At 59.7% G+C, this 23,916-nt stretch carries 23 protein-coding genes; 22 read left to right on the forward strand and 1 reads right to left on the reverse strand.

All coding sequences use genetic code 11. The features are described 5' to 3' along the window. Positions 1 to 22: 22 nt before the first annotated feature. From AC27E8_RS01255 to AC27E8_RS01275, 5 genes are all read left to right on the forward strand, one after another. A complete protein-coding gene (locus AC27E8_RS01255) occupies positions 23 to 514 on the forward strand; it encodes a DUF1492 domain-containing protein (protein ID WP_304459224.1) in 492 nt (163 codons plus the stop codon). A 790-nt stretch (positions 515 to 1,304) separates the two neighbouring features. After that, complete coding sequence (locus AC27E8_RS01260) at positions 1,305 to 1,802, forward strand: ParB N-terminal domain-containing protein (protein WP_487097987.1); 498 nt, start codon at positions 1,305 to 1,307, stop codon at positions 1,800 to 1,802. A 1-nt stretch (position 1,803) separates the two neighbouring features. Continuing rightward, the gene (locus tag AC27E8_RS01265; RefSeq protein WP_008340835.1) at positions 1,804 to 2,244 is read left to right on the forward strand and encodes a hypothetical protein; all 441 of its coding nucleotides are present in this window, start codon (positions 1,804 to 1,806) and stop codon (positions 2,242 to 2,244) included. Next, the gene (locus tag AC27E8_RS01270; protein ID WP_487097986.1) at positions 2,210 to 3,478 is read left to right on the forward strand and encodes a terminase large subunit domain-containing protein; all 1,269 of its coding nucleotides are present in this window, start codon (positions 2,210 to 2,212) and stop codon (positions 3,476 to 3,478) included. The genes AC27E8_RS01265 and AC27E8_RS01270 overlap by 35 nt, the downstream gene beginning before the upstream one ends. Then, positions 3,475 to 3,642 (forward strand): hypothetical protein, encoded by a 168-nt coding sequence (locus AC27E8_RS01275; RefSeq protein ID WP_487097984.1) that lies wholly within the window; start codon positions 3,475 to 3,477, stop codon positions 3,640 to 3,642. The genes AC27E8_RS01270 and AC27E8_RS01275 overlap by 4 nt, the downstream gene beginning before the upstream one ends. A 255-nt stretch (positions 3,643 to 3,897) precedes the next feature. Here AC27E8_RS01275 and AC27E8_RS01280 read toward each other — a convergent pair whose 3' ends face one another. Further along, a complete protein-coding gene (locus tag AC27E8_RS01280) occupies positions 3,898 to 4,263 on the reverse strand; it encodes a hypothetical protein (RefSeq protein WP_487097983.1) in 366 nt (121 codons plus the stop codon). Positions 4,264 to 4,333: 70 nt separating this feature from the next. Between AC27E8_RS01280 and AC27E8_RS01285 the strand changes: the two genes are divergently transcribed. From AC27E8_RS01285 to AC27E8_RS01365, 17 genes are all read left to right on the forward strand, one after another. Beyond that, a complete protein-coding gene (locus AC27E8_RS01285; RefSeq protein ID WP_487097981.1) occupies positions 4,334 to 6,649 on the forward strand; it encodes a phage portal protein in 2,316 nt (771 codons plus the stop codon). Between the two features lie 21 nt (positions 6,650 to 6,670). Next, positions 6,671 to 8,986 (forward strand): hypothetical protein, encoded by a 2,316-nt coding sequence (locus tag AC27E8_RS01290; RefSeq protein ID WP_487097980.1) that lies wholly within the window; start codon positions 6,671 to 6,673, stop codon positions 8,984 to 8,986. A 115-nt stretch (positions 8,987 to 9,101) separates the two neighbouring features. Beyond that, positions 9,102 to 10,685, forward strand: a complete 1,584-nt coding sequence (locus AC27E8_RS01295; RefSeq protein WP_487097979.1) for a hypothetical protein — start codon at positions 9,102 to 9,104, stop codon at positions 10,683 to 10,685. A gap of 95 nt (positions 10,686 to 10,780) precedes the next feature. Beyond that, positions 10,781 to 11,053, forward strand: a complete 273-nt coding sequence (locus AC27E8_RS01300; protein ID WP_487097977.1) for a hypothetical protein — start codon at positions 10,781 to 10,783, stop codon at positions 11,051 to 11,053. Further along, positions 11,029 to 11,355, forward strand: coding sequence for a hypothetical protein (locus tag AC27E8_RS01305; protein ID WP_487097975.1), 327 nt, complete (start codon positions 11,029 to 11,031; stop codon positions 11,353 to 11,355). The genes AC27E8_RS01300 and AC27E8_RS01305 overlap by 25 nt, the downstream gene beginning before the upstream one ends. Before the next feature lie 2 nt (positions 11,356 to 11,357). Continuing rightward, a complete protein-coding gene (locus AC27E8_RS01310) occupies positions 11,358 to 12,173 on the forward strand; it encodes a hypothetical protein (RefSeq protein ID WP_487097974.1) in 816 nt (271 codons plus the stop codon). A 1-nt stretch (position 12,174) separates the two neighbouring features. Beyond that, positions 12,175 to 12,660 (forward strand): hypothetical protein, encoded by a 486-nt coding sequence (locus tag AC27E8_RS01315; RefSeq protein ID WP_487097972.1) that lies wholly within the window; start codon positions 12,175 to 12,177, stop codon positions 12,658 to 12,660. A 5-nt stretch (positions 12,661 to 12,665) separates the two neighbouring features. Further along, positions 12,666 to 13,349 carry a hypothetical protein gene (locus AC27E8_RS01320; RefSeq protein ID WP_487097970.1) on the forward strand — a complete coding sequence of 228 codons (684 nt, stop codon included), beginning with the start codon at positions 12,666 to 12,668 and terminating at the stop codon, positions 13,347 to 13,349. Between the two features lie 19 nt (positions 13,350 to 13,368). Beyond that, entirely contained in the window at positions 13,369 to 13,542 is a 174-nt protein-coding gene (locus AC27E8_RS01325; protein WP_304459009.1) for a hypothetical protein, read from the forward strand. A 3-nt stretch (positions 13,543 to 13,545) separates the two neighbouring features. Next, positions 13,546 to 14,496, forward strand: a complete 951-nt coding sequence (locus tag AC27E8_RS01330) for a phage tail tube protein (protein WP_487097967.1) — start codon at positions 13,546 to 13,548, stop codon at positions 14,494 to 14,496. A 12-nt stretch (positions 14,497 to 14,508) separates the two neighbouring features. Further along, positions 14,509 to 14,850, forward strand: coding sequence for a hypothetical protein (locus AC27E8_RS01335; RefSeq protein WP_487097966.1), 342 nt, complete (start codon positions 14,509 to 14,511; stop codon positions 14,848 to 14,850). A gap of 56 nt (positions 14,851 to 14,906) precedes the next feature. Continuing rightward, the gene (locus tag AC27E8_RS01340; RefSeq protein ID WP_487097964.1) at positions 14,907 to 15,077 is read left to right on the forward strand and encodes a hypothetical protein; all 171 of its coding nucleotides are present in this window, start codon (positions 14,907 to 14,909) and stop codon (positions 15,075 to 15,077) included. 2 nt (positions 15,078 to 15,079) lie between these two features. Beyond that, a complete protein-coding gene (locus AC27E8_RS01345) occupies positions 15,080 to 19,384 on the forward strand; it encodes a phage tail tip lysozyme (protein WP_487097962.1) in 4,305 nt (1,434 codons plus the stop codon). Positions 19,385 to 19,390: 6 nt separating this feature from the next. After that, positions 19,391 to 20,794, forward strand: coding sequence for a hypothetical protein (locus AC27E8_RS01350; protein WP_487097961.1), 1,404 nt, complete (start codon positions 19,391 to 19,393; stop codon positions 20,792 to 20,794). 14 nt (positions 20,795 to 20,808) lie between these two features. Further along, positions 20,809 to 21,378 (forward strand): hypothetical protein, encoded by a 570-nt coding sequence (locus AC27E8_RS01355; protein WP_487097959.1) that lies wholly within the window; start codon positions 20,809 to 20,811, stop codon positions 21,376 to 21,378. Between the two features lie 12 nt (positions 21,379 to 21,390). Beyond that, positions 21,391 to 22,542, forward strand: a complete 1,152-nt coding sequence (locus AC27E8_RS01360) for a hypothetical protein (protein ID WP_487097958.1) — start codon at positions 21,391 to 21,393, stop codon at positions 22,540 to 22,542. Further along, positions 22,539 to 23,270 carry a hypothetical protein gene (locus AC27E8_RS01365; RefSeq protein ID WP_487097956.1) on the forward strand — a complete coding sequence of 244 codons (732 nt, stop codon included), beginning with the start codon at positions 22,539 to 22,541 and terminating at the stop codon, positions 23,268 to 23,270. The genes AC27E8_RS01360 and AC27E8_RS01365 overlap by 4 nt, the downstream gene beginning before the upstream one ends. Positions 23,271 to 23,916: the final 646 nt, after the last annotated feature.

The following is a 23,916-nucleotide window of genomic DNA, read 5'->3' on the forward strand; positions in this document are numbered from 1 at the left end:
CATCCTCGAGGAGGGACGGGTGGTGTTGGCGTTGGCGGAAGCGGTGACGATGGAGCAGAAACTGCGCCGGTGGAACTATCTTGAGCGGCGGCGTCAGCATCTCGAACGGCGCAAGGCGATGTATGAGGAGCGCATCGAGCGCCTGCGGGACGAGCTCACGAGTGAGGGCATCCTGAGTGCTATCACGCAGAAGTACGAGCACATGCTGCTCGGGTTGCCGTCGGCCAAGGACAAAATCTACGATAGGCAAGCGGAGCATTTGGTTGCGTCGCTTGACGCACTCGAAGAATACCTCGCGAAGTACGACAGCATCGAGCGCGAATTGCGTTCCGTCACGCGCGAAATCGAGGAGATTGAAGACGCGGTGGCGTGCCTGGAGCCGCGGTATCAGCAACTGCTCACGATGTTCCATCGTGACAAGATTCCGTGGCGCGACATCTGCGAGACCATGTACATATCCAAGACGCGCCTGTATGAGATGCTGGAGACGGCGTATCAGATGATGGCGATTTGAGGCGGAATGAAACCGGAATGGAATCGGAACAACACAGGAATGGATGGCATGTATCTTTTTGCTGGTTGGTCTATCATGATATTGCGCGGACTTGCACCGAACGCCACGAGCCACGCGCGACGGTCCAACCCCCTTGTCCTCCTTTTGCGATATAGCGCCAGTGGCGACATGCCACTCTCGCCGCTGGCGTTGGGCGTCCGAAATCCATCACAACACGGATGATGGGGTCGGGCTCGGGCGTCCAACGCTGGCGACGATGCCAGCACATCGTGCCATCGTCATGGACATCGCCTCCTCTTTGTGGTGACCCGGTAGCACATCGCTGCCGGGTATTTTGTTTGGCTCGGGAGCGTGAATCGCTTTGAAGATGCACGGACGCGACCTGGTCTCCGTGGACCGCGTGGGACTCCGTGACCTGAAGTGCATGCGGTGCGACAAGCACGCTGAAGTGTGTGACATCAACGACCACGAATTCGCGCTTTGCGAGGGGTGCTGGCTCGCGTGGGACATCCGGGAAAGCGGGCTGGCGACGCAGATTGACCCGCAGAAAGCGCGGTTGGATTGGGAAACGGAGCGAAGCGAAGGTGGACGAACAAACAAGAGACGACTCAAGAGGCTCGCCAAACTCCTCGGAGAAGCCGAAGCGACTCAGGATGCTCGAACCATGTCGCATGGGCTATGACTGCGTGTGGGCGAGGAAGGCTGGAGACCGAACCATCACATGTCTCATGGTCCGGTGCATGTTCCTATCCGGGCCGCGAGAGGACGAAGGCTAGGTGCTGACATTGTCATGAACCTCGTGAAGATGAACGTATCGAAGCTCAAACCGGCACCCTACAATCCTCGCCTCGACATTAAACCCGGCGATCCTGTGTACGACAAGCTCAAAAGGTCCATCGAGGAATTCGGACTCGTGGAGCCCATCGTGTGGAACAAACGCACGGGCCACGTTGTGGGCGGCCATCAGCGCCTCAAGGTACTGCAGGAGATGGGCGTCGAGGAGACGGAGGTTGTCGTCGTCGACCTCGATGAGACGCGCGAAAAGGCACTTAACCTAGCGCTCAACAAAATCGAGAACGACTGGGATTTGCCAAAACTCAAAGACCTACTCGAAGAATTGGACACGGGCGAGATTGACATTGAAGTCACGGGGTTCGACGAGGCGGAAGTCGAACGGTTGATGACTGCGTTCCCTCCACTTGATGCTGACGAGGTGGAGGCCCAGGTCGAAAAGGACGGGAAGATTGTTAGGTGCCCGTATTGCGGGAGTGATTTCGAGGTGAAGTGAGATGGAACGACCAAAGAATCTGGGTGGAAGACCCACCAAGCTCACGCCTGAAGTCGAAAAGAAAATATGCGATGCCATTCGGGCGGGCGCATACATCGAAACGGCTGCAGCTTATGCTGGCGTCTCCAAACAGACGTTGTATACGTGGATGAAACGTGGAAACGCCCAGAAATCTGGAATATACAGGCGGTTTCTTGACGCGATAGAAAAAGCATTGGCTGAGTCAGAGATGAGAGACCTCATCATCATAGGCCGAGCAGCAGAGGAGAACTGGCAGGCTGCAGCATGGCGTCTAGAGCGTAAGTTCCCGGAACGCTGGGCGCGAAAAGACCGCATGACGGTGGATACGCATCACAGCGGCAGCGTGAACCTCAACGTGCAGTACGTCGCAGAGTGGGGCGGTGGGAATGTCGGCGAAGACGAAATCGGAACCGACGAGTAAGCAACTTCGCCTGCGTCTGTACACGCCTCACAGTGGTCAGGTGGCCCTCCATCGAAGCACAGCAAGGTTCCGTGTTGCCACATGCGGACGGCGATGGGGCAAGACATACGCATGCGCCAACGAAATCGCCAAGTGGGCGTGGGAACACCCTGGAGCCATGACGTGGTGGGTTGCGCCGACGTATCGGCAGACACTCACCGCATATCGCATCATCACCCGCAACTTCCACGGTGCCATCGAAAAGGCAACGACGACCCACATGCGCATCGAGTGGAAATCCGGGAGCATCACGGAATTCCGCTCAACCGAGAACTTCGACGCCCTGCGCGGCGAAGGTCTCGACTTTCTCGTGGTCGACGAGGCGGCCATGGTGCCGAAGGAGGCGTGGGAGGCTGCGCTACGCCCCACGCTATCGGATAAGGCCGGACGTGCCATCATCGTGTCGACACCCAAGGGACGCAACTGGTTCTACCACGTCTGGGCGCGCGGGCAGGACCCGGCGTTCCCGGAATGGGAATCGTTTCGGTTTCCGACGCTCGCGAATCCGTACATCCCGCCAGAAGAAGTCGAAGAAGCACGCGCGACACTCCCGTCGGACGTGTTCAGGCAGGAGTACGAGGCGGAGTTTCTGGAGGATTCGGCGGGCGTGTTCCGCGGTATCCGGGACTGCATCTCGGGCCAAGAGGAGGAGCCGCAACTTGGACGTCGGTACGTGGTCGGATGGGACGTGGCGAAGCACCAGGACTTCTCCGTGCTCGTCGTCATGGACCTCGCACGCGCGCATGTTGTCAAGATGGACAGGTTCAACCAGGTCGACTATGCGCTGCAACTGGAGCGCGTGAAGCACATCTGTCAGCGCTATAACAACGCCCGTCTGCTGATGGACGCGACAGGCGTGGGCGACCCGCTCTTGGAGCAGGTCAGGCGCATGGGTATCCAGGCCGAAGGGTACTCGCTTTCGAACACGGCCAAGCAACAACTCATCGAGCACTTGGCCATGAAGATTGAGCGGAGGGAAATCACGTTCCCAGACCTGCCCGTGCTCATCAACGAACTGCAAACGTACCAGTACGAGATTACGCGCGCCGGGAATGTCCGATACTCGGCACCTGAAGGCTTCCACGACGACTGCGTGATTGCCTTGGCGCTTGCGGTGTGGATGCTCAAGGTCGACGCCGGGTATCTGGGGCTGCGCATGTTCTATCGTCAACTGAAAGGAGAGGACGAATCGTGAGGTCAGACGACGTGAAGGCGCAAATCGATAAGCTGAAGAGGGAGGTCACGGAACTGAAGGCGGAAATCCATGACCGGCTGGAGGCACTGAAGCACCTGCTCGCCATCTATGACGCGATGGTCGAAGAGGAGACGAAAGCAAACGGGCCGAGTCCGCAGCGATGATGATGGGCCGCGGATTCGACCCCTTGCATTTGTTAACCTGTGATACCACTACTGTATAACCGAATGTAGCCGCAGTTATTGCAAATCACAAGCGTAACCAGAATGCCATGTTCGGATGGTCTTTTGTGTTTTGTTAAGAGGTTTGTTTCTACTGCCTGAATCAAGCCACCACCAGGAAGAACATCAAAATCGTCTCCGTCACATTGGGGGCAAGCTGGAATATTGCTTAGGTCCATAATTTACCGCCTCCTCTGCTTAAACATGCGCCGAAGAAGCGCTGGCCATCCGCTTCTTCTTGCGGTCGGCGCGCCACGCGAAGAATGCGAGGACTGCGAGAATCAGCGCGATGACGCCCCAGACCGTCTGGTCATGGTACGGCGTCGTGGTGCCATCCATGATGCCGAAGACGCCAGCGAGCACAAGGCAGATGGCGGAGACAAGTGGCACGCCGAACGCAAACGCGCCGCCGAGCAGGAAGAGGACTGCGACGAGTAGACCCACTGCGCCGCCTTGCTGCAGGCCTTGCGAATGTGTGATGGAGCCGCCTAAGCCCACGATGAGCGTCTGCAGGCCGACGATGACCATCAGGATGAGCGAGATGATGCCGACGGCAATCTTCACGGCTTGCTCACCACCTTTCCATCTTTGGTTCGTTTGCCCTCATCATACCGCGTGAAAGGAGGTGACGGAAGTGCCTGTCGAGATATTCGGGCGACGACTGGGGTACAACGGCCCTGATCCGACGCTTGGCGCTCCGTTTGCCTCACCGTACTATACGCCGCCATCGGCTGATGTATCGGTCGTCGGACAGATGGGTCCCGGCAATCCAGGCACCGACTTCCCGCTTGGCGGTGAGCCGCGCCAGTGGGTCTATCGTGTGGGCTGGAACTTTCCGACGACGCCAGACAGCGACCGTGGTGTCGACGGCAAGCTCTTGCGCATGCTCGCGGACGTGACGTTTCTCATTCGCCGTGCCATTGAGGTCCGCAAGGCGCAGCTTACCTCTCTTGAGTGGGACATCGTGCCGAGTCAGGTGGCGTTGCAGGACCCGACGCTTGGTAGTACGCAACGGGAGCGCACGAAGAACCTGCAAAAGAAGTACGGTGCGCTCATCCAGGAGTTGCGTGAGTTTTTCTCGTATCCCGAGGCGTACTACACGACACGCGACGGGAAGACGTGGGAGCGCAGAGGCGAGGTCAGTTGGTCGGACTGGCTCAACGCCATCATCGAGGAGTACTACGTCGGGGACTGGGTGACCATCTGGCCGCAGAAAACGCTCGGTGGGAAACTCCTGGCGTTGCGTCGCGTGGACGGCGAGCACATCAAGGTGCTGATTGGCCTCGACGGGCGTATTCCCGCGCCTCCACTGCCTGCGTATCAGGTGTTCGCGTATGGTGCGCCACGCCTGACGTTCACGCAGGAAGAGTTGTACTACTGGCCGCGGAACGTGCGGAACATCACGCCGTATGGGTTCTCGCACGTCGAGCAGTGCATGGTGCTCATGCTCATGCTGCTCCGCTACGACCAGTTCAACTTGGCGATGTACAACGAATCGACGGTGCCCATTGGCATCCTGGAAACGCCCGAGAACCTAACCCCTGAGCAAATCCAGGACATCGCGGACTTTCTGAACGGCGCGGTGCGGTCGGTGGCGGACAAGATGCGCGTGTATCCTGTCCCGAACGGAACCAAGTGGCAACCCGTCAAGCCGTTCACGTTTGACCGCACGTTCGCGGACTACGTGATTGACCTCGCATGTCTCGCGATGGGCGTGACGCGGCAGGAGATGGGCTTTGCGCCGTCGGGTCAGCACGGACTGGGCGGCAGTGGCCACGCCAACGCGCAAGAGGACCTGGAGTACCGACGCGGGATTATCCCGCTCGCCAAGTGGATCGAAGAGAAAATGAACCGCGTCATCCGCGACCACTGGGGCACAAATCTCGTGGAGTTCCGATTCACGGAGCTCGTGTCCGACAGCGTGGCGGAGAAGTATGACGCAAACGACAAGGCCATCCGCAGCGGGCAGGTAAGCCTCGACCAGATTGTCGAAGAGCTTGGCGGTGAAGCGCCCGGATGGGGGCATATGATTGAGACCAAGGCCGGGGTCATCCTGCCGGAGCAGAACCTGCTCATCACGGCCTCGGGAATCTACGAGATTAAGCCGTCTGACCCGAACACGCCTCAGCCATCTGCACCGCAATCGAATCCATCGCAACCGCAGGGCCGGGAAGGAAGCGACAACGGACACCAGGAAGACGAGGCAGGCGACGAAGACGAGGAGACGCACAAGGCTGAGAAGACGGCCAAGGCGACGCCGGTCTTTGGAACGCCGACAACCGAAGATGAGGACGACGAACGCCGCAAGCATGAGGAAGAACTCATGGCGGCGTTTCTCGTTTTGATGCACCTGAAGCGTCAGAGCCTCCAAGACCGGACGTTCACGCGATGGACGGACGTCAAGCGCGCGTTCTCGCTCACAGACGACGAGATTGCGACGTTGGCTCAAGACATTGCAAAGGCCCGTGTGAAAGCCTATCTCGCGGCCTACGGGGTGTTGCCGGACAACGACTGGACGAGAGCACCCGAGCCCATCAAACGCGCCATGGAGCGTATGACGAAGATTGCGGTGGAGCGCGCGAAAGGCATCGCGGAGACGTGGCGCAAGGACCTCGAACAAGAGGTTGAGAAGCTGAGAAGCCAAGGGCTCAAGCCAAGCGAGGTGACGCAGGCGCTCATCGACTGGATAGAGGCTCGTGAGGGCTGGAAGGCCAAGGAGATTGGCATCACGGAGGTCACGGACGCTATGTCCGAAGCGCAGAAGGACTGGGCGGCTGAGCATCCCGGCGAGACGGTCGACGGGCGCATGCGATGGGTGGCGGTCATGGACGAACATACGTGCGAGAAATGCGCGGCGCTCCACGGGCAAATCGTGGACCCAAGCGTGGTCAAGCCGCCGATGCACCCGCACTGCCGATGCACGTTAGTCCCGGTCGGGCGGAATCGCTGAGACCGGGAAGGAGGTGAGGAGATGGCGGACGTAGCTGTTGCCAACGAAGCACAAGCGTTCGCGTATGCCGAAATCCTGAAGGCTGAGAAGCAGGAAGACGGGAGCCTCGTCATCTACGGCAGGCCGTCGAAGGAAGAACTCGACGTCGACCAGCAGATTGCCGACAAGGAATGGCTCAAACAAGCGCTCCCTGGATGGTTCCAGTGGGGGAACATCCGCGAGATGCACGCGCCGTCTGCGGTAGGTGCCGCGGACAAACTGGAGTTCGACGAGAATGACGACCCGTGGATTCGCGCGAAAATCGTGGACCCAGTGGCCATCAAGAAGATTGAGTCGGGCGTGTACAAGGGCCTGTCCATCGGCATCAAGCGCCCCGTCATCAAGCGCGACCCGCAAGCTCCTGGAGGGCGAATCGTCGGCGGGGAAATTGTCGAAATCAGCGTGGTGGACCGTCCTGCGGTGCCAAGCGCGAAGTTCGACGTCATGAAGAAGATGGCGGATGGCGATAACGAATGGCTGGACTGCCAGACGGGCTTCGTGCTCAAGGCCGCCAGCAAAGACGACGGCGAGAACGGAGAAGGCCCGTATGACGAGGATGGCAATCCCATCTTGCAACCCGGCCATCCACGGGATGCGGATGAACCGCCTATTGAGGACCTGCTGAAAGAAGGCGATGAGCCTGTTGTGCTGACGCAGGACAGCCATAGCGTCACGGTGCAGGTAGGGCGGAAAATCTATCGCATGCCGTGGGACATGGACGAGGAAGGGAACATCATCATCGGCGACCCCGAGGACGTGACGCCGTGGGAAGACGCCCAGGAGGAGGTGAAACAAGTGGAGGGCGATAGAGAGAAGGCCGTGTGGTCAACGGCGTATGTGAACGACCTGCCCGATTCGTCCTTTGCCTACATCGAGCCGGGTGGCAAAAAGGACGAGGAAGGTAAGACGACACCGCGGTCGTTGCGCCACCTGCCGTACAAGGACAAGGACGGCAAGATTGACCCGGCGCATGTGCGCAACGCACTGGCCCGTCTCGACCAGACGGATATCTCGGACGAGGCGAAGGCCGAAGCACGCCGCAAGCTCATCGCTGCGGCGAAGGAGGTGGGGATTGAAGTGAGCGACGAGAAGAACAAGGAGACCGAAAAGGCGACAGGTCTCGACCTGGACGACCTCATCAAGGCGGCGGCAAGCGAGGCCGTGAAAGCCGCGATGGAGGTTGCCAATGGCCAGAAGGTCCTGTGCCAGCAGTGCAAGAAGACCGTGACGCTGACCAAGAGCATCGACGGCACGGAGTTGCCGGGCGGTGTGCGCGTGAAGGGCGTCGCGGACTGCGGGCACACGGTGCACAAGTTCGTCAAGGACGAACTCATCAAGGCCGATAAAACTGAAAAGAAGGGCGACAAGGAAGACGAAAAGAAGCCCGACGAGAAGTCGGAGGGCAAAGACGAGGAGAAGAAGCCGGAGATGAGCACCAAGCCGGATGAGGAGAAGGCCGCACCTGCGCAAGACGAGCCGGTGAAAGAACCGGATGAGCGCGACGAGGACCCGGACAAGAAACGCCAGGACGACGAGATTGAAAAGCGCGTCCGAGCGGTCTTGGCCAAGATGGGCGTCCTCAAGGACGCGAATCCAGAGGACACCGCTCGTGCGGAGTCGACGAGCCAGAAACTCATCCGTGACCTGCGTGACGCGCACAAGGCGCTTGGCGACCGCATCGAGGAATGCGCCATGGCGCTCGGTGGGGATAGCGCAGGCAAGGCCGCGAATCCCACTGGTGGACCTTCTCGCGTCGAAGGGGCTGACCCGCGCGAGATGATTGCGGCGCTCAAGAAAGAGGTTCGCCGCCTCATGGACATGATTGAGGATGGCGAGCGCGAGATGGGCCACAGCGACCGTGAGCCCACGAAGCCGAACCTCGGCGATGACCCGGTGCCACCGGCGAGCAAACCGAAGGGCGACGGTCACATCGACTTCACCGAAGGCGACTTCAAGGCCGTCGTTGCGGAAGTGGTGAAGTCCATGGTGGCGGAGCAGACAAAGGCCGCAGGTGCCTCGACATCGGTGGACCCGGTGGACCTCGGCAAGGCCGTGGGTGAGGTTGTGAAGGGCGTGCTCGAACCGCTGGTGGAGCGCATCAATCGAGTGGAGCACATGGCGCAACCGAACCCGTTCGTGTTCGAGGCCGAGAAATTCTTCGCCATCAACGGGGGCGACACCACTTCATCGCGCGCGGACGCATTGAAGGCCGTGCGTGAGGAGATGCAAAAGCTCAATCCCAAGGACCAAGAGCGCGTGTTGGCTGCGGCCATCGCAAAAGCTCGCGGTTGGGCTTGATAACACATCATCACCGCTGAGACCACTCCTGAGAGGCACATGACGCCTGGACGTGGTGCGGGTAGACGCCTTGCAAGCTAGGACATCTATCCACACTACGAAAGGGGAATCCATCATGCCATACACGCCGTATGGTAGCCTGGGCGCGGAAATGCAAGAGGTGGTTGCCGCGCTGCGAGGCTTTTTCGCCACGAATCCTCAGCCCACGAATCTCGACAAGGACGTTCTTGCTGACCTGAAGAAATTCGGCATCTCGTCTGGGATGCAGCCTTACGACCTGGCGGAGTACGCGGTTTTCCTGCAGCCGACGTTCTCGCCGCTGCGCAACCGAATCCCGCGTCTGCGCCGTCGGGGCCGGAACTTCCAGGCGAAGTCCGTGACGAACGTCGACACGAACAACGTCTCGGGCATCGCGCAGGAAGGCCAGTTGGCACCCGCCATCGCGACGCAGTTCGCAGACGTCACGACCTACTTCACGTCGTATGGCGCGTCCAGCGACCCGGTGACGATGGAGCAGTTGTTCGCGGGCGAAGGCCCGTCGGGTGACTTCAACATCGACTCGCGCGCGGTCGCGGTCGCGAACCTGCTGAAGGCCGTGTTCATCAAGGAGGAACGTCTGTTCCTCGGTGGCGTGGGCTCGCAACAGCAGGTGTACACCGTCAACAACGCGCCGGTGAACGGCATCACGCTGACCATCGGCGGTGCGATGGGAAATGCTCCTGCTGGTGGTACGCTCACGGCGAGCGCCACAGGCGGTAGCATCCCGGCATCGACGACGGTGTACGGCGTGTACACGGCGGTGACGGCGTTCGCGATTCCGACGGGCATGCCGACGAACCAGGGCGTCATCCAGTACGGGAAGACGACGGCTGGGCAGTCGCTGCCGAATGCGTCGCCGCTTACTGCTACCACGTCGTCGTCTGGCGGTACGAACAGTGTGGTCTTCACGCCGCCTGCGTACAGCGGGCCTGTCCCGGTTATCGCGTGGGCTTTGTACCTTGGCACAAGTGCAAGCGGTCCGTTCTATTTCGCTGGCGCGACGACGGGCGCACCGCTCACGGTGACGAGCCTCCCGACGAGCGGCCAACAGCCACCGACGACGGATAACAGCGCGTCGGTTGGTTCGGGTCCGAACGGCCTCAATGGTTCGTTCAACGGCATCTTGTCCTGGATTTTCGCACAGGGTTCGGGTGCGACCATCCAACAGGTGAATGGTGCGCTGACGCTGAACGCGGTGAATACAGCGTTCTCGAATGCGTTCACCAACGCCTTCGCGAATCCGGACCACCTGTACTGCTCGGCGCACGACATCCAGACGCTCACGAACCTGCTCATCGGCAACAACACGGGCCAGCCGTACTGGTTCGCGGCCAATCAGGGCGATGCGCAGGGCCAGATGACGGCGAACTTCCGCGTCAGTCGGTATCTGAACCCGGTCACGTCGAAGATTATCCCGGTTGACGTGCATGCGTATTTGCCGCAGGGCACGATGATTGCCCTCACGGAGCAGTTGCCTGACTGGTACGTGGGCAACAACGTGCCGGACGTGATGGTCTGGGTCGGCTCGATGGACTACCTGGAGATTGACTACCAGCCCATCTCGACGAACCCGACGTGGATTTCCGAGATTCGCTGCTTCGGCGCGCTCCACAACTTCCTGCCGTCGCAGCATCTCGCCATCACGGGTATCTCGGCGTAATCGCATAGTCTACTAAGCGCACAGGAGACGCCTTGGCACATGGTTGCTAGGGCGTCTCTCTTTTTGCGCATGCGACGAGGGAGGGAGAGACGACGATGGGCAATCATCCGATGGAGCCTGTGCAGCTTGCCATCGAGGACAAGAACTGTTGGGGCGTCACGTCGGCCGACGGGAGGGTGCGGTACGACGCGAAGGACCACATCGTCGAGGTTCCGCGCGCGGAGGCCGAGAAACTGCTTGGAACGGGCCATCCGATGATTTCGACGTACCGCAAGTACTGGGGCGGCGTGAACATGAAGGAACTTGAGGAACGCGCAAAAGAGTGGGAAAGGAAGCGTGAATCATGGCCTACTACAAGCACCCGGTAATCGACGGCGACGGTGAGATGAGCATCACCATGCCGGACGGAACGGTGAAGACGGTGCCCATTATTGAGGGTGTCGTGGACTGGCCGGACGGAGTGCCTGTGCACAATCGGTTCGAGCCTTGCGCAGAGCCGGAAGCTATGCGCGAACTCAAACGCAGGCAGAAGGAAGAGGAGTTGCGCAGGCTCGCCGAGGAACTGGGCGTGACTATTCAGTTCAATGCGCCAGCAGAAAAGGCAACCGAGACGACCTCGGATACCAAACCGACAACGAAGGGCCGTGCGAGCGCGAAGGCGGCTGAGTGACCATGCGCCTCTATACGACCGCACAGGAGTTCATGGCGCATCCGACGGGCGTAAACATCACGACGATTGTCCCGACGGGGAACGCCTCGCAGGACACGTCGGAGCTTACGCTCCTCATCCAGATGGCGTCCTCGGCCATCGACCAGTGGTGTTTCCAGCCGCTCTATGCGCATCAGCGGACGGAGACGACGCTGGCGCGGCCCAATCAAGTGGGGCTTGAGGTGCGTCTAAGCCACTTCCCGGTTCAGCAAGTCGTGTCGGCGCAGTGGCGGCAAACGGCACTGGACACGTGGCACACCATCAACCTGCAACTGATTGACCTGTTCGGGACACTTGGCATGGGTCACAAGTACATCGCCTATGACTTCCCGTATGGCGGCAACTACGGATGGGGACAACCACCCATCACCGTCCAAACGACCTATGTCGCAGGCTACCCGAACATGCAACTCGCTCAAGCGGTCTCCGCAGGTGCCACGAGCATCACGGTGGACTCGGCGCTCGGCGTGAACCCCGGTGACACGCTGAAGATTTACGACGGCGTGCAGTACGAGGAAGCGACGGTGGCAGACGTCAACGGCAATACCATCGCGCTTGCGTCACCCTTGCAGTACGCGCACAACGCAGGTGTTCGCGTGTCGGAGTTGCCGGACGCCGTAACAACGGCCTGCATCCTGTACACGGCGTATCTCATCAAGGAGCGGCGTGCGGGTTCGAGCATCATGATGAACGGTCGCGTCCAGCCGATGAACGTGGTGGAGTCGGAAGACATGCAGCTTGTGCGCGAGCTCCTGTGGCCCTTCAGGCGGGTGATTTGACGTGTTCCTGAAGATTGAAATCGACGACCAAGTAACCGAGCGCATCCAGTTCATGGCCGACACCGTAGGGAACGTGATGCAGGACCTCGTGGAGCAGACGGCGGAGACGCTGACGCCGTTCCTGAAGGAGAACGCACCAGTCGGAAAGCACTATCGGTTCGACGGGACCATGCTCCCAGGCGGCCAGCTTCGGGACAGCCTTCGGTTCGAGATAGGGATGTACGGCGCGCGCTTGCTCGGGGCGAAGCAAGGCATCTACGTCATCGGCGGGACGAGGCCGCACCCCATCTTCCCGCGGCGAGCCAAGGCCCTAGCGTTCTTCTGGCCGAAAGTCGGTCATGGCGTCGTCTTCGGTCGCGTCAGTCATCCTGGGACGCAGCCAAATGACTTCCGACAGGCTGCGTTGCAGCAGGCCGTCGATGAGATGGCCCTGCAGCAGGTGTTCGAGCGCGTCATCAGCGGCTGGATCACGGGAAGCGGGGTGTAGTCGCCATGGGGCGTATCGACCAACAGCTTGCGACCTACGAGTTTTTCGGCGGCTACTCGACCACGCTATCGGCCAGCGCCAATGCGGGCGTCAACCAAATCACGACGAGCGGCGCACTGCCGCAAGGCGCGGCACTGCTTGACGTCGGCACGGCGAGCGAAGTTGTGCAGGTCGTCAACTGCATCCCGTCAAACGGCCAGTACGTGAGCACGCTCGCAAGCCCGACGCTCTACGCGCATGCGTCGGGGTGTTCGGTGGCACCGCTCAGCACGAGCCCGTCCAGCGTGTTTCCGTTCGTGCAGACGGTGGTCATGGGCGAGCCTATCACGGCTGAGGACTATCAGCAGCCGTTGCTCTTCATCCTGACGCCGAGGTCACAGGAGCGCCGCCAGTTCGCGCAGGAAAAGCTCATCACATACACCATCACGGCGGTTTTGACGTCGGTCATCCCTGGCTCGCCAACGGGTGACATCGGCGAGGTCGCCATCAACACGTTCTACGCCTGGATGGACCAAATCGCGGACAAAATCCGCACGAACAAGATACTCCAGACGCCGAGTTATCCGCAGGGCGCGGCTATCAAGTTCGGCGAGAACTTCACGATTGAGGAGACACATGAGCGCATTGAAGACGCCGTGTGGCTCATCGCACGGTTCAACATCGAGTCGGTGGAGCAGGTACACGCCTAAGCGCAAGGAGCGTGAGGACATGCGCATCAAGTACGAAGGCGGACATCCGGTTCTCCTGATGTACGAGGGACAGGTGTGGAAGTTCGAGCCCGGTGACGAACTCGACCTGCCATTCGTGCCGGAGTATCCGGGGTTCAAGGCCGTGAAGGTCGCAGGACCAGACGACAAGGCGTCGACGAAGAAAGGGGAGTAATCGATGCCAGCCAAACTGACGTCACTAAGCTATCTGGGCCTCGCCGTGGAATCAACGCTTGGTACACCCGTGGCACCCACGGGATTTGTGCCGATTCGGTCGTTTAAGCCGCAGGATAACCCGAAGTTCGTCGCTGATACCGGGTATCGCGGCCAGCCCGTAGACCTGTTCGGTGAATACCTTGGCGTCATCTCGGCGGAGTACGAGATGGATGGCTACGCCTATCCGTCCTCGTTTGGCAACTTCCTCGCCGCCATCTTCGGGCAGGACACGGTGACGGGGAGTGCCGCTCCCTACACCCATACGTTCGTTCCACAGGCTACGGTGCCGAGTTACACCATCTCCGACTACTACGTGGCCGGTTATCGGCAGTGGGCCGGGGCAAAGTGCGACAAGCTGTCGCTCAAGTTCACGCCGGATGCTGGCCTCAGTTACACGGCGCACTTCATCGGCTTCCCGTCGGTGACGGGCACTGCGCCGAGTTCGCAGACGTTTGGCGTAAACCCGTACTTCCTCGGTTGGGAGGCGTCACTGAGCCTCAACGGCAGCGCAGACGCGACGCTCCGGTCGGTGTCGATTGACCTTGAGCGCAAGGGGTCGAATCCGCTCTTCTCGGCGCAAAACAGCCAGAAGCCGTGGGATATCTTCGTCGGCCCGTTTGGCGCGACGTGGGAACTGGAGTTCTACATGACCGCAGACACGGAGTACGTGCTGGCGTTGTCTCAGCAACCGGTGCCGGTCATTCTGACCATCACACAACCTGGAACGGGAGCACAATTGGTCTTCCAGTCGAGTGCCGTGCAGTTCACGAAGCCGACCATTGACCGCGGCGACGAATATGTGAGCGTATCGCTCTCGGGTAGCGCCATCTACAACGCCACGGACGGGTCGGTCATGGTGGCGAAACTCATCAACAGCGTGAGCACGGCGTACACGACACAGGCGGTAAGCTAATGGAGGGATAGCATGCACATTGACCTGAGTGACCTGCAACCAGGAGCCTATGCAACGATTCGAGACCGTGCGCCTTGGGGGCTGATGAAAAAGGTCGCACGATATGCGGGGCGTGAGGACTTGTCGCCGGACGAGCAAGACGCACTCTCGACGGCGATGCTCTCGCACATGGTGTCGGACTGGAACGTGCAGGACGAGGACGGGCGTGCGGTCCCGATTCCGTCGCAGGCGTCGCAGGAGCAAATCGACATGGTGGACGGGCGCATCATCGTCCGCATCCTGAACAAGGTCCGCGACATCCTCGCGGGCGTGAACCTCGACCCAAACTCCGGGACCGCCTCGTCGACATCCTGACGGGGAAACTGGACCTACAGACGGAGCAGGCGCAGGAGAATCAGGCGCTGCAAGCGATGGTTCGTGAGTACAACGAGTTCCGGCTGTGCCGGGAGATGGGCCTGACGCCACGAGAACTCGAGGAGATTGACGGCGAGACGGTGCAGAGATGGCTCATCTACTTGTCAGCAGAGGCCATTGCGCGTGAGAAATTGGCAGAACGAGCGCGGCGAAAGGGTGGTGAGTGAACGTGGCCGAAGTCAATCAATATGACCTGAAAATGAACCTCATCGCCGATGACGAGGCAAGTTCCGTCCTCAAGGACTTGGCTGCGGTACTGGACGTTTTGAAGTCGTCGCTTGCCTCTCTCGAGGACATTGACCCCCTTGCCGCGCTCCAGGATTCTGCCGAAGCCTTGGTAGACGCAGTTAAGAGCCTTTCCGATTCCGTGCGCACGCTGTCCGATGACCTTGAGGGTCTGCAAGGACCCATGGAAGCCGTTCTGGAGATGGCGAAAGGGTTCAAGGACCTTGCAGGTGACATCAAGGCGGCGCAGGATGCTGGCAACACGCTCAAGGACACGCTTCAGGCGCTGAATGACGAAGCCAAGGACACCACAAACCCGTTCAGCAAGTGGACAGAAGGCGCAGAGACAACGGATGCGGAACTCCAGGACGTGCAGGAATCTGTCGCGTCCGTTCGTGACCTTGCGAATACAGACCTGTTCGTGAACTGGTCAGACGCGCTGTCTGGTGTGCAGTCGGAGTTGAGCGCCATTGCCGCGGAACTCCGAGACATCACGGACATGGCGAAGTCAAGCGCCATCGCGGAAATCACGCGCGCCATGACGGGCGTGTCGTCGTCTTCTAGCAGAAGGCGCAGCACGTCAGCGGCGGTCAACCTGCCGAATCTCTCGCCCGAAGAGGCCGAGAAGTGGTTCCTTGGCCTGCAGGAAGACCAAATCCCCGAGGCCCTGCGTGAGGACTATCAGGCCGCGATGGAGTCGTATCTGGGGTGGGGCGCAACCAATCCAGAAGCCCGCGACCTCCAAGCGCCAGCCGCGTTCTACGAGCAGTTCCAGAAGTACGCGCAGTGGCAGGCGCAACAGGCGCAGGGAAGCACGGCACAAGTGCAGGAGGAGACGCCAGCAAGGTCGACCACGCCTGAAGAACTGCTTGTTCCCGCGTGGGCAAAAACCGCGAGCGAAATCAACGAAACGCTCAGCGAACTCCCCATGAAGACCTTGACCTGGGGTATGAACGCGATGATGGGATACTACGGTATCCAGTCCATCGCGAACAGCACGAACAACCTGCAGGCTATCCAAGAGATGATGCAACTGAACAACCAGACAGTGAACGAGGCCGCGCAGTCCTATGCAATGCTCGCAAGCATGGGTATGACAGGGACAAGCGGCGTCCAGTTCCTGCAGAACCTTGAGGGCAACCTGCAGAAGTTGTTCACCCCTGAAGTCGGCTCAGGCGCGTTGTCACAGCAGGCCATCTTGCTTGAGAGCCTTGGCATCACCCGCCAAGACCTCACGACAAGCCCATGGATGCTCCTGAACACCATCGGCGTCCGCTATCGGCAGCTACTGTCACAGGGACGCGGCCAGCAGGCGGCTGAATTGCTCAACCTAACGGGGACAAGTGAGCTTGCCCCAATGCTCCAGAACTGGAGCACGCTCCAAAAGCAGACGTCTGGCATCAACATGAACATGACGCCGCAACAACTGAATGCGGCGGTCCAGCAGAACCTCACGCTGCAAGCGAGTTTGCAGAAGCTCTCGCTGGCGTTCACGCAGCTTGCCGTCGCCCTAGCGCCGTTGGTGGAGAAAATCACGAAGGCGCTGACGGACGTGGCAAACGCCATCACCCAGTCGAAGAACCCGTTCCAGGCGATGGGGAACATCGTGAACGCCGTGGTGAAGGACCTCGGCGCACTGCCTGCAGCCATCCTCGGGGCAATTGCGGCGCTCAAAGCCGCTTCGTTTGCGGCGGACGTGATGTCTGGTGCTGGACTCATCGGCGAAGTCGGAAAGGGCATGTCCGTCGGCAAACTCGTCGGTAAGGCCGGGCGCGGCATCTTCAACCTGCTGAGTCGTGGCGGCGAAGAAGGTGCTGTGGCACTTGGGGGTGAAGCGGCGGCAACAGGCGCTGAAGCTGCAGTGGCCGGGGCGGAGCAATCCGTGAGCCTATTCAGCCGCTTGGGGAGCATTCTCTCATCGCTGGCCGAACCACTCAGTCGAATCGGAGCGCTGTTTGGGTCACTCATGGACGGTCTCGGTGCCGTGATGGGTCCCTTGGCGGATGTGGCGGAGGCCATTGGCGGCGCATTGGCTGCTGCGCTCGGGGCCATAGGTGCACCCATTGAGGCAGTTATCGCCGCCATTGCTGCACTTGGCGTCGGCATCTATGAGCTTGTGGACCACTGGAATCAGATTGGTCCAGCGATGGAACGAGCTTGGCAAGCAGTGTCTCAGTGGGTGTCCCAAACGATTGGGGCTATCGGAGACTGGGCGGAGCGCACATGGTCGTCGTTTGCGGATTGGTCTGAGCGAACATGGAACGCCATCTCCGACTGGTCGGGTAGGACGCTGACGAGCATCGCCACATGGTCATCCCAAACGTGGCAAACCATTTCGGATTGGTCCGGGCGCACGTGGAATGCTATTGGCCAATGGTCCAGCGAAACATGGTCTTCCATCAGTTCATGGGTGAGCTGGACTGCTTCGGAATTCGCCTCGTGGGTATCATCGAGAGTCCAAGAGATTGCACAGTGGGCGTCTACCACAGGTAATCAGATCGCGAATTGGGTGAGTGTGCACACGCAAGACCTCTTGCGGTGGGCGTCCTCTACGGGGCAGAGCATATCTTCGTGGGTCAGCCAAACGGTAACGAATATATCCAACTGGGTCAACAGTACATCGCAGAGCATCCTTTCATGGGCCAATAACACCATTCAGCAGTTTACCGGGTGGGCGCAGCACCTTGAACAGTGGGCTGCAAGCCTGTGGGGAGACGTTTCACAGCACTTTCTCGCGTGGTCGAAGAATCTTGGAGCATGGGCCGCTGGCCTCTGGGGTGACGTGTCAAAGGACTTTAGTTCGTGGACATCCAACCTACAATCTTGGGCCAGCAATCTGTGGGGAGCCGTTTCGTCGGACTTCGATAGCTTTACGCAAAATTTGTCGAACTGGGCGTCGAACCTGTGGAAGTCCGTCAGCGGATTCTTCGGCCATCTGTTTGGAGGCGGTGGGAGTTCGTCGAATGTCCCGCTCCCAAACCTGAAGGGAAATTCGACTGCACAGGAAATCTGGAACTACCTTCGGTCGCAGGGTCTGACGGCAAGTGCAGCCGCAGGCGTCATGGGCAACCTCATGCAGGAGTCGGACCTTAACCCGACTGCGGTAAATCCATCGAGCGGAGCGTTTGGCATCGCACAGTGGCTTGGACCGAGGTACACCGAACTCGTGCAGTATGCGAGCAAGAATCACACGTCTGCGAGCAATCTGGCCGCTCAGCTCGGGTTCCTGTGGTCGGAAATCAAATCCGGCCAGTACGTCAACATCTCGAAACTGAACTCCATGAACCCTGCACAAGCCGCGGTCTACTTCGAGGAGAACTACGAGAAGGCCGGGTCTGGAGCTGCCTTAGCGAACCGCGAAAATTATGCGGAAGCCGTCTACCGCGCATTCGCGTCTTCAACCGGCACTCACCTTATCTACGGTCCATTCCTGCCGTCGGAACTGCCGTCATCTGAAAAGACCACCTCGAAGACATCAACCACATCCGCGGAGTCTAAGAAGGTCTCCGAAGCCGCCTCGACTGCTCAGAAGTCGCTCGACACATATGCCAAGAGCGTGCAGAACACGGGGACAACGTCGACGACGGCCTCGAAGTACGTGACGCAGGCCGCGTCGCAGTCGGAGACGACCTTGAAAACCTGGTCGAGCAACCAAGTGACGCAGTTTAAGACGTGGGCGACCGACACGGAGAAGCAAATCAGCACGTGGGCTAAGCAGGTCGAGGATGCGTGGTCCAAGGCGCTGAACTCGCTCACATCGACACTGACCAAGTGGGCGAGCACGGTGGAGAAGGCGCTAGAGAACTGGAGCAAAGAAACTGAGGGCATCTTCTCTGAGTGGGTCCAGCGGGTGCAGCAGGAGATGGCACAACTCATCGCACAAGCGCAGTCCGCGGCTTATGCGGCGGCAGCGGCTGCGGCACCTTCGGCGTCCAGCGGGAAGGCCGCATCAAAAGTGAATGTGCCGAAGATGGCATCTGGCGGTCTTGTGACGTCTCCGACGCTTGCGCTAATCGGCGAGGCGGGACCGGAGGTTGTCTTGCCGCTGAACCAGTATCCCATTAACCCCGGCGCTATCGGTTCTCTGGGTGGTTTAGGCGGAGGCAGCGGAGGTGGGTCCATGACCATCAACGTCAACGTGAACGGTCCGCAGTTGACGGACTCCGCGACGGCGAGAAAACTCGCGCAGGTGGTGGCTAATGAGCTTGTGCAGAACCTCAAGCGGCGGGCGAACTTCGATTGGACGTGATGGGTGATGGGCGTCGACATCCAAATCGAAGGCGTCTCGTACATCGGCGGAACGAACCAGTACGGCTCATGGTGGGTGGAGCTTGATTCCGTCGAGATTGACCAGGACATCGGCGTGCAACAGACCACGGCCCGGTTCGACGTCTACATCCGCGGCACGTACCAGAACGGCACGTGGTACTGGCCGATTGCGAGACCGAGAGCCGGGCAAGAGGTCGTGTTCCTGAATGCCGATGGAACGCGGGAGTTCGGCGGTATCCTGCAGAACCCGGAGGAAGAGGAACTGGAGCCGAACCTGATGGTCTACCACTGCAACTGCTCCGACTACACGCAGTGGTTCGACCGCCACTTGGTGAACTCGACGTACAGCGAGGGCATCACCGTCCAACAACTCATCCAGCAAATCGTCCAGCAGTACGTCAACACACCCGGCAACACGCGCACGTTCACGACGAACAACGTCCAGCAGTTCCCGCAGATTCCGCTGCCCATCCTGCAGTTCGTCTACATCCCGCCGTCGCAGGTCATCTCTCAGCTTGCGGACATGACCGGATGGGGATGGTACATCGACTTCTATCGCGACGTGAACTTCTACCAGACGGAGTACTTCACATCGCCGCTTACGAACAACACGCTGAACGCAGACGACCTCATCGAGAACCCTGCGCTCGCACCGCAACAGGTCGCGGAATGGGTAGACCTCCAATTGAGCGAGGACACGAGCCAAATCAAGAACGTCGTGTACATCACGGGCATCTACGTCGCACAGCAGCAACTGTACACGGAGAGCTTCACGGGCGACGGGAACACGACGGTATTCACGCTCGGGTATCAGCCGCCAAACGACGTGAGCAACATCACGGTGAGCGTGAACGGCGTACAGCAGCAGATTGCGCTCGACCTCATCGACGGTACGCCTGGCGGACCCTCGCAACCGAACACCGTGTACGTCAACTTCTCGCAGCAGACGATTCGGTTCGGGACGGCCCCGCCGAACGGCGCGGTCATCAAGGTCACGTACTACCCGATGACCCAGACCGTGGTGGGCGTATCCGACCCGCAGTCTCAGGCGTACATGGCGTCCATCGACGGGACGGACGGCATCTACATGTACAATCGCATGGACCCGTCGCTGTCCGCGGAACTCCCGACGCTTGCGCAGGAGCGCGCGCAGATGACACTCAACAAGTACGCGATGCCCATCATTCAGGGCCAATTCCGCTCCTACATCGGCGGTTGGCGCGTGGGACAGTACTTCACGTTCCGGTCACAGCGGCGCATGCAGGGCGACTACGACGGGAAGACGTTCTACGTGACGCGCATCCAGCGCAAGATTGTGCAGGCCACGCCGGGACAGGACTGGCTGTTTGAGACCACGGTCAACTTCTCGTCGATTCCGTTCGAGATTTGAGGAGGGTGCCGGACATGACGATATCCGCACCGAAGCAATACACGATTATCCCCGGACCATCCGGGCAATTAAACCACGCGGCGCTTGCCGTACAAGACAACAACGGAAGCTATGCCACGGTTGTCACGCCGTGGTTTTTGAATACGAGTGGGTCATTTCAGCCTGCTCAGGTGGACGCATCAGGAAACCTTCGCGTCACATCGGCTGGTTCGACGTACAACGGGCCAACACAAATCATCAACGCAGGATATTCATCGCTTGGAGCGTCGAATACGTACTACTTCTCGGCGATGGGGAAACTCACACGCAATGCGCGCGCAAGGACGTTCCTCGTGTACAACACATTGAACCAGCAAGTGAACGTGTCTCTGTTCATGTCGGATAGCGCCATCAACGACAACGCCTCGCTCCAGTCTGCGCAAGCCTACTCTGGGCTTCCAGCAAGTCACGGCCTATGGATTGCAACCAGCGAACAGTATCAGGTCTTAGGAGCACACATTGATAGCCTTGTGGTTGGAATCACCACGGGTTTGACTGCTCCCACATCTGGCGCGCTCCAAGTCTACGTCGTCGAGACGTTCTGAGGAGGTGCTGTCATGCCGCTGCATGATAGTGTCCTCTATCAAATCATGCAGTCCACCCTTAACCGCGCCTATCCGTCTGGATTGCCGTCGAATCAGGTGCTTGTCCAGTTCGGCATGCCCTACGACAACGTGGACATGCACGATGTGGTGCAAGCGACTTTAGTGCAACTCGGGTATTCCTACGGTTGGGGCGAGTACGTGGCGACGAACGGGCCGGGGACGTATTTTCTCACGGAGCCTTACGGCTCGTGTTGGCTCCTGCGTATGGACGCACAGAAGCCGCCGAACACCACGGTCTCGCTATCAGCGGCTGTCGGGAGCGGTGCGATGACACCCATCACGCGCTTGGACCCGTCGCAGACGCTCGTGTATGCACCGGACCTCTTTACGTGGTCCAAGGCCGTTCCTTTGGGACAGGTCCAATCCAACGTCATGCCAACGCCTGCGACGGCCTACGGAAACAACAGCGTGTGGCCACTGCAAATCGAGCCGACAGGAACGGTCGTTTCGTCGTGGACGGACTCAACGGCAGTGTGGATGGGACCTATCACAGGCGCTGCGTCGTCTGCACCTGTTGGCGAATGGCTCCTGCGAAAGTGGGTGTGGTTTCCCGCGAACGGAACGTACACCGTGTATCTCGCGGGCGATAGCTACGCGAACCTATTCATCGACGGCGCTACGGTCATCACGAGCGCATCCGTATCGCTCCCGGTGTCGAATACCGTGACCCTCACCGAAGGCTGGCACCTCGTTTCCGTCTCGTGCATCAACCAGGGCGCAACGGCAAGTCCTACGGGCGTTGTGCTCTCCATCCAGGACAACACGGGCAACATCATCGAGAACGGCGCGTACAACCCGCTCATCGGCACGCAGTGGCAGACGAGCGGGTATATCAACCCGGTATGGACCACGGTCACGACGGAGGACGACATGCGGTACTCGTGGTGGATGATACCTGGCTCGCAAATCACAAGCCAAAACGTGCAGCTTCAGGTGAGCGTCACATCCAACAGCAGCGGGCAATCCCCGCAGGTGAACGGCATCTGGTGGTATACGGTCGCGCCGTGGAACTGGGACTACGGCGGCCAGTATGACTTAGCTAGCATGGCACCTGCGCCCGCAACATCAGCGCCTGTGCAGTTCTCGGAGGTGGTGGTCGGATGAGTGGAGCGAGCAATAGCGGCCTTGGCATCAAGGGCGAGGTCCGCGTCATTCGCATGGACGCGCGTGGTCGCGTGCTGTCCGATGAGACGTATCACAACACCGCAACAGATTGGGCGCGCGCGGTGCTGGCTCAACTCATCATGACCCCGCCGAATCAGGAGTCGGGGTCGGTACTCACCAGCAGGCCTCTCTACATCTCACTTGGAACAGGGACAGGCACCGCAAGCCATACCGACCTCGCGATGTTCGCAGAGGTCTACAACACGCGCCGGGCGTTCACGTATTCGAGCCCGTTCCAGGGCTTTGCGGCGCAGATGACGGTTGCGTACCAGACGACGGACCCGAGCGGAACCTATACCGAGGCGGGGCTTTGGGACGCCAACGTGACGACGACAACGCTTGCGAGCGCGGTCACAGCAGGCGCTACGTCCATCACGCTGGCGAATGGCACGCCAGCTCTGTACGGCTCAACGGTCCCTGGCCAGTACAACACGCTCTACATCAACGACAGCACGAATCCGGAATACGCGAGTATCGCGCAGACGGTATCCGCAGGCGCGACGACGCTGACGCTCCAGAACGGCCTCCAGTACGCGCACAATGCCGGTACGCAGGTGGTGCTCTTCAGCGGTAACCTGTGGGGCCACGTGACGTTTCCGCAGGCGGTGACGAAGGGCCAAGGCGAGCAGCTTGTGATTCAGTGGACGGTGTATTTGCAGGCGGTGTGAGGTGAGACAAGATGGGAAATTCGTTCTACCAGGTCCCGAAAGGCGGATTGCCGCACGCATCGGATGTTAACCAAATCGTAGGTGCGTTGTCTGCGACTTTGGATGCGGGTACGATGCAGCTTGCTGCGCCGACTGCTTCTCCATCCGCGGCCCCAACAGTTTCTGTTGCAAGTGGTGTCACGAACGGAAACTTGAGCGGAGCATTCGGCTATCAGGTCACGTTTGTCACGGGCATCGTGAATGCAAACGGCACTATCAACAAAACCGGTGAGACGACAGCGGGACCGATGTCGAACGTTGTGCAACTTTCGAACCAAGCGTCCTTGTTGAATAACATCCCTACTGGGCCGTCAACTGTGGTCGCAAGAAATATCTATAGGACACCGTTTTATTCGTCTCCAGCACAACCATTGTCGTTGTCGCTTACGAGCGCAGGCTCGTCTCTTGGCGCAGGGACTTATTACGTGAACTATGCGTACACGTATCCGACAGGAACGACATCTCCGGGAAGTTCAGAAGCAAGTATCACGGTCAGTTCCGCAAATCAGTACTGGATCACGTTTCAGGTCACTTTGCCGCAGGGGGCAACGGGTATCTTGCTTGGTGTAGGCACGGCAAGCGGAGCAGAAAAGCAAGTCGCCACAAT

Source organism: Alicyclobacillus sp. CIJ1 (assembly GCF_057538885.1).

Bases quoted from the DNA above. Each gene is read 5' to 3' on its own strand.
- AC27E8_RS01260 (WP_487097987.1), top strand. From the start codon at position 1,305: ATGAACCTCGTGAAGATGAACGTATCGAAGCTCAAACCGGCACCCTAC.
- AC27E8_RS01265 (WP_008340835.1), top strand. From the start codon at position 1,804: ATGGAACGACCAAAGAATCTGGGTGGAAGACCCACCAAGCTCACGCCT.
- AC27E8_RS01270 (WP_487097986.1), top strand. From the start codon at position 2,210: ATGTCGGCGAAGACGAAATCGGAACCGACGAGTAAGCAACTTCGCCTG.
- AC27E8_RS01290 (WP_487097980.1), top strand. From the start codon at position 6,671: ATGGCGGACGTAGCTGTTGCCAACGAAGCACAAGCGTTCGCGTATGCC.
- AC27E8_RS01295 (WP_487097979.1), top strand. From the start codon at position 9,102: ATGCCATACACGCCGTATGGTAGCCTGGGCGCGGAAATGCAAGAGGTG.
- AC27E8_RS01300 (WP_487097977.1), top strand. From the start codon at position 10,781: ATGGGCAATCATCCGATGGAGCCTGTGCAGCTTGCCATCGAGGACAAG.
- AC27E8_RS01305 (WP_487097975.1), top strand. From the start codon at position 11,029: ATGGCCTACTACAAGCACCCGGTAATCGACGGCGACGGTGAGATGAGC.
- AC27E8_RS01310 (WP_487097974.1), top strand. From the start codon at position 11,358: ATGCGCCTCTATACGACCGCACAGGAGTTCATGGCGCATCCGACGGGC.
- AC27E8_RS01320 (WP_487097970.1), top strand. From the start codon at position 12,666: ATGGGGCGTATCGACCAACAGCTTGCGACCTACGAGTTTTTCGGCGGC.
- AC27E8_RS01325 (WP_304459009.1), top strand. From the start codon at position 13,369: ATGCGCATCAAGTACGAAGGCGGACATCCGGTTCTCCTGATGTACGAG.
- AC27E8_RS01330 (WP_487097967.1), top strand. From the start codon at position 13,546: ATGCCAGCCAAACTGACGTCACTAAGCTATCTGGGCCTCGCCGTGGAA.
- AC27E8_RS01335 (WP_487097966.1), top strand. From the start codon at position 14,509: ATGCACATTGACCTGAGTGACCTGCAACCAGGAGCCTATGCAACGATT.
- AC27E8_RS01340 (WP_487097964.1), top strand. From the start codon at position 14,907: ATGGTTCGTGAGTACAACGAGTTCCGGCTGTGCCGGGAGATGGGCCTG.
- AC27E8_RS01350 (WP_487097961.1), top strand. From the start codon at position 19,391: ATGGGCGTCGACATCCAAATCGAAGGCGTCTCGTACATCGGCGGAACG.
- AC27E8_RS01355 (WP_487097959.1), top strand. From the start codon at position 20,809: ATGACGATATCCGCACCGAAGCAATACACGATTATCCCCGGACCATCC.
- AC27E8_RS01360 (WP_487097958.1), top strand. From the start codon at position 21,391: ATGCCGCTGCATGATAGTGTCCTCTATCAAATCATGCAGTCCACCCTT.
- AC27E8_RS01365 (WP_487097956.1), top strand. From the start codon at position 22,539: ATGAGTGGAGCGAGCAATAGCGGCCTTGGCATCAAGGGCGAGGTCCGC.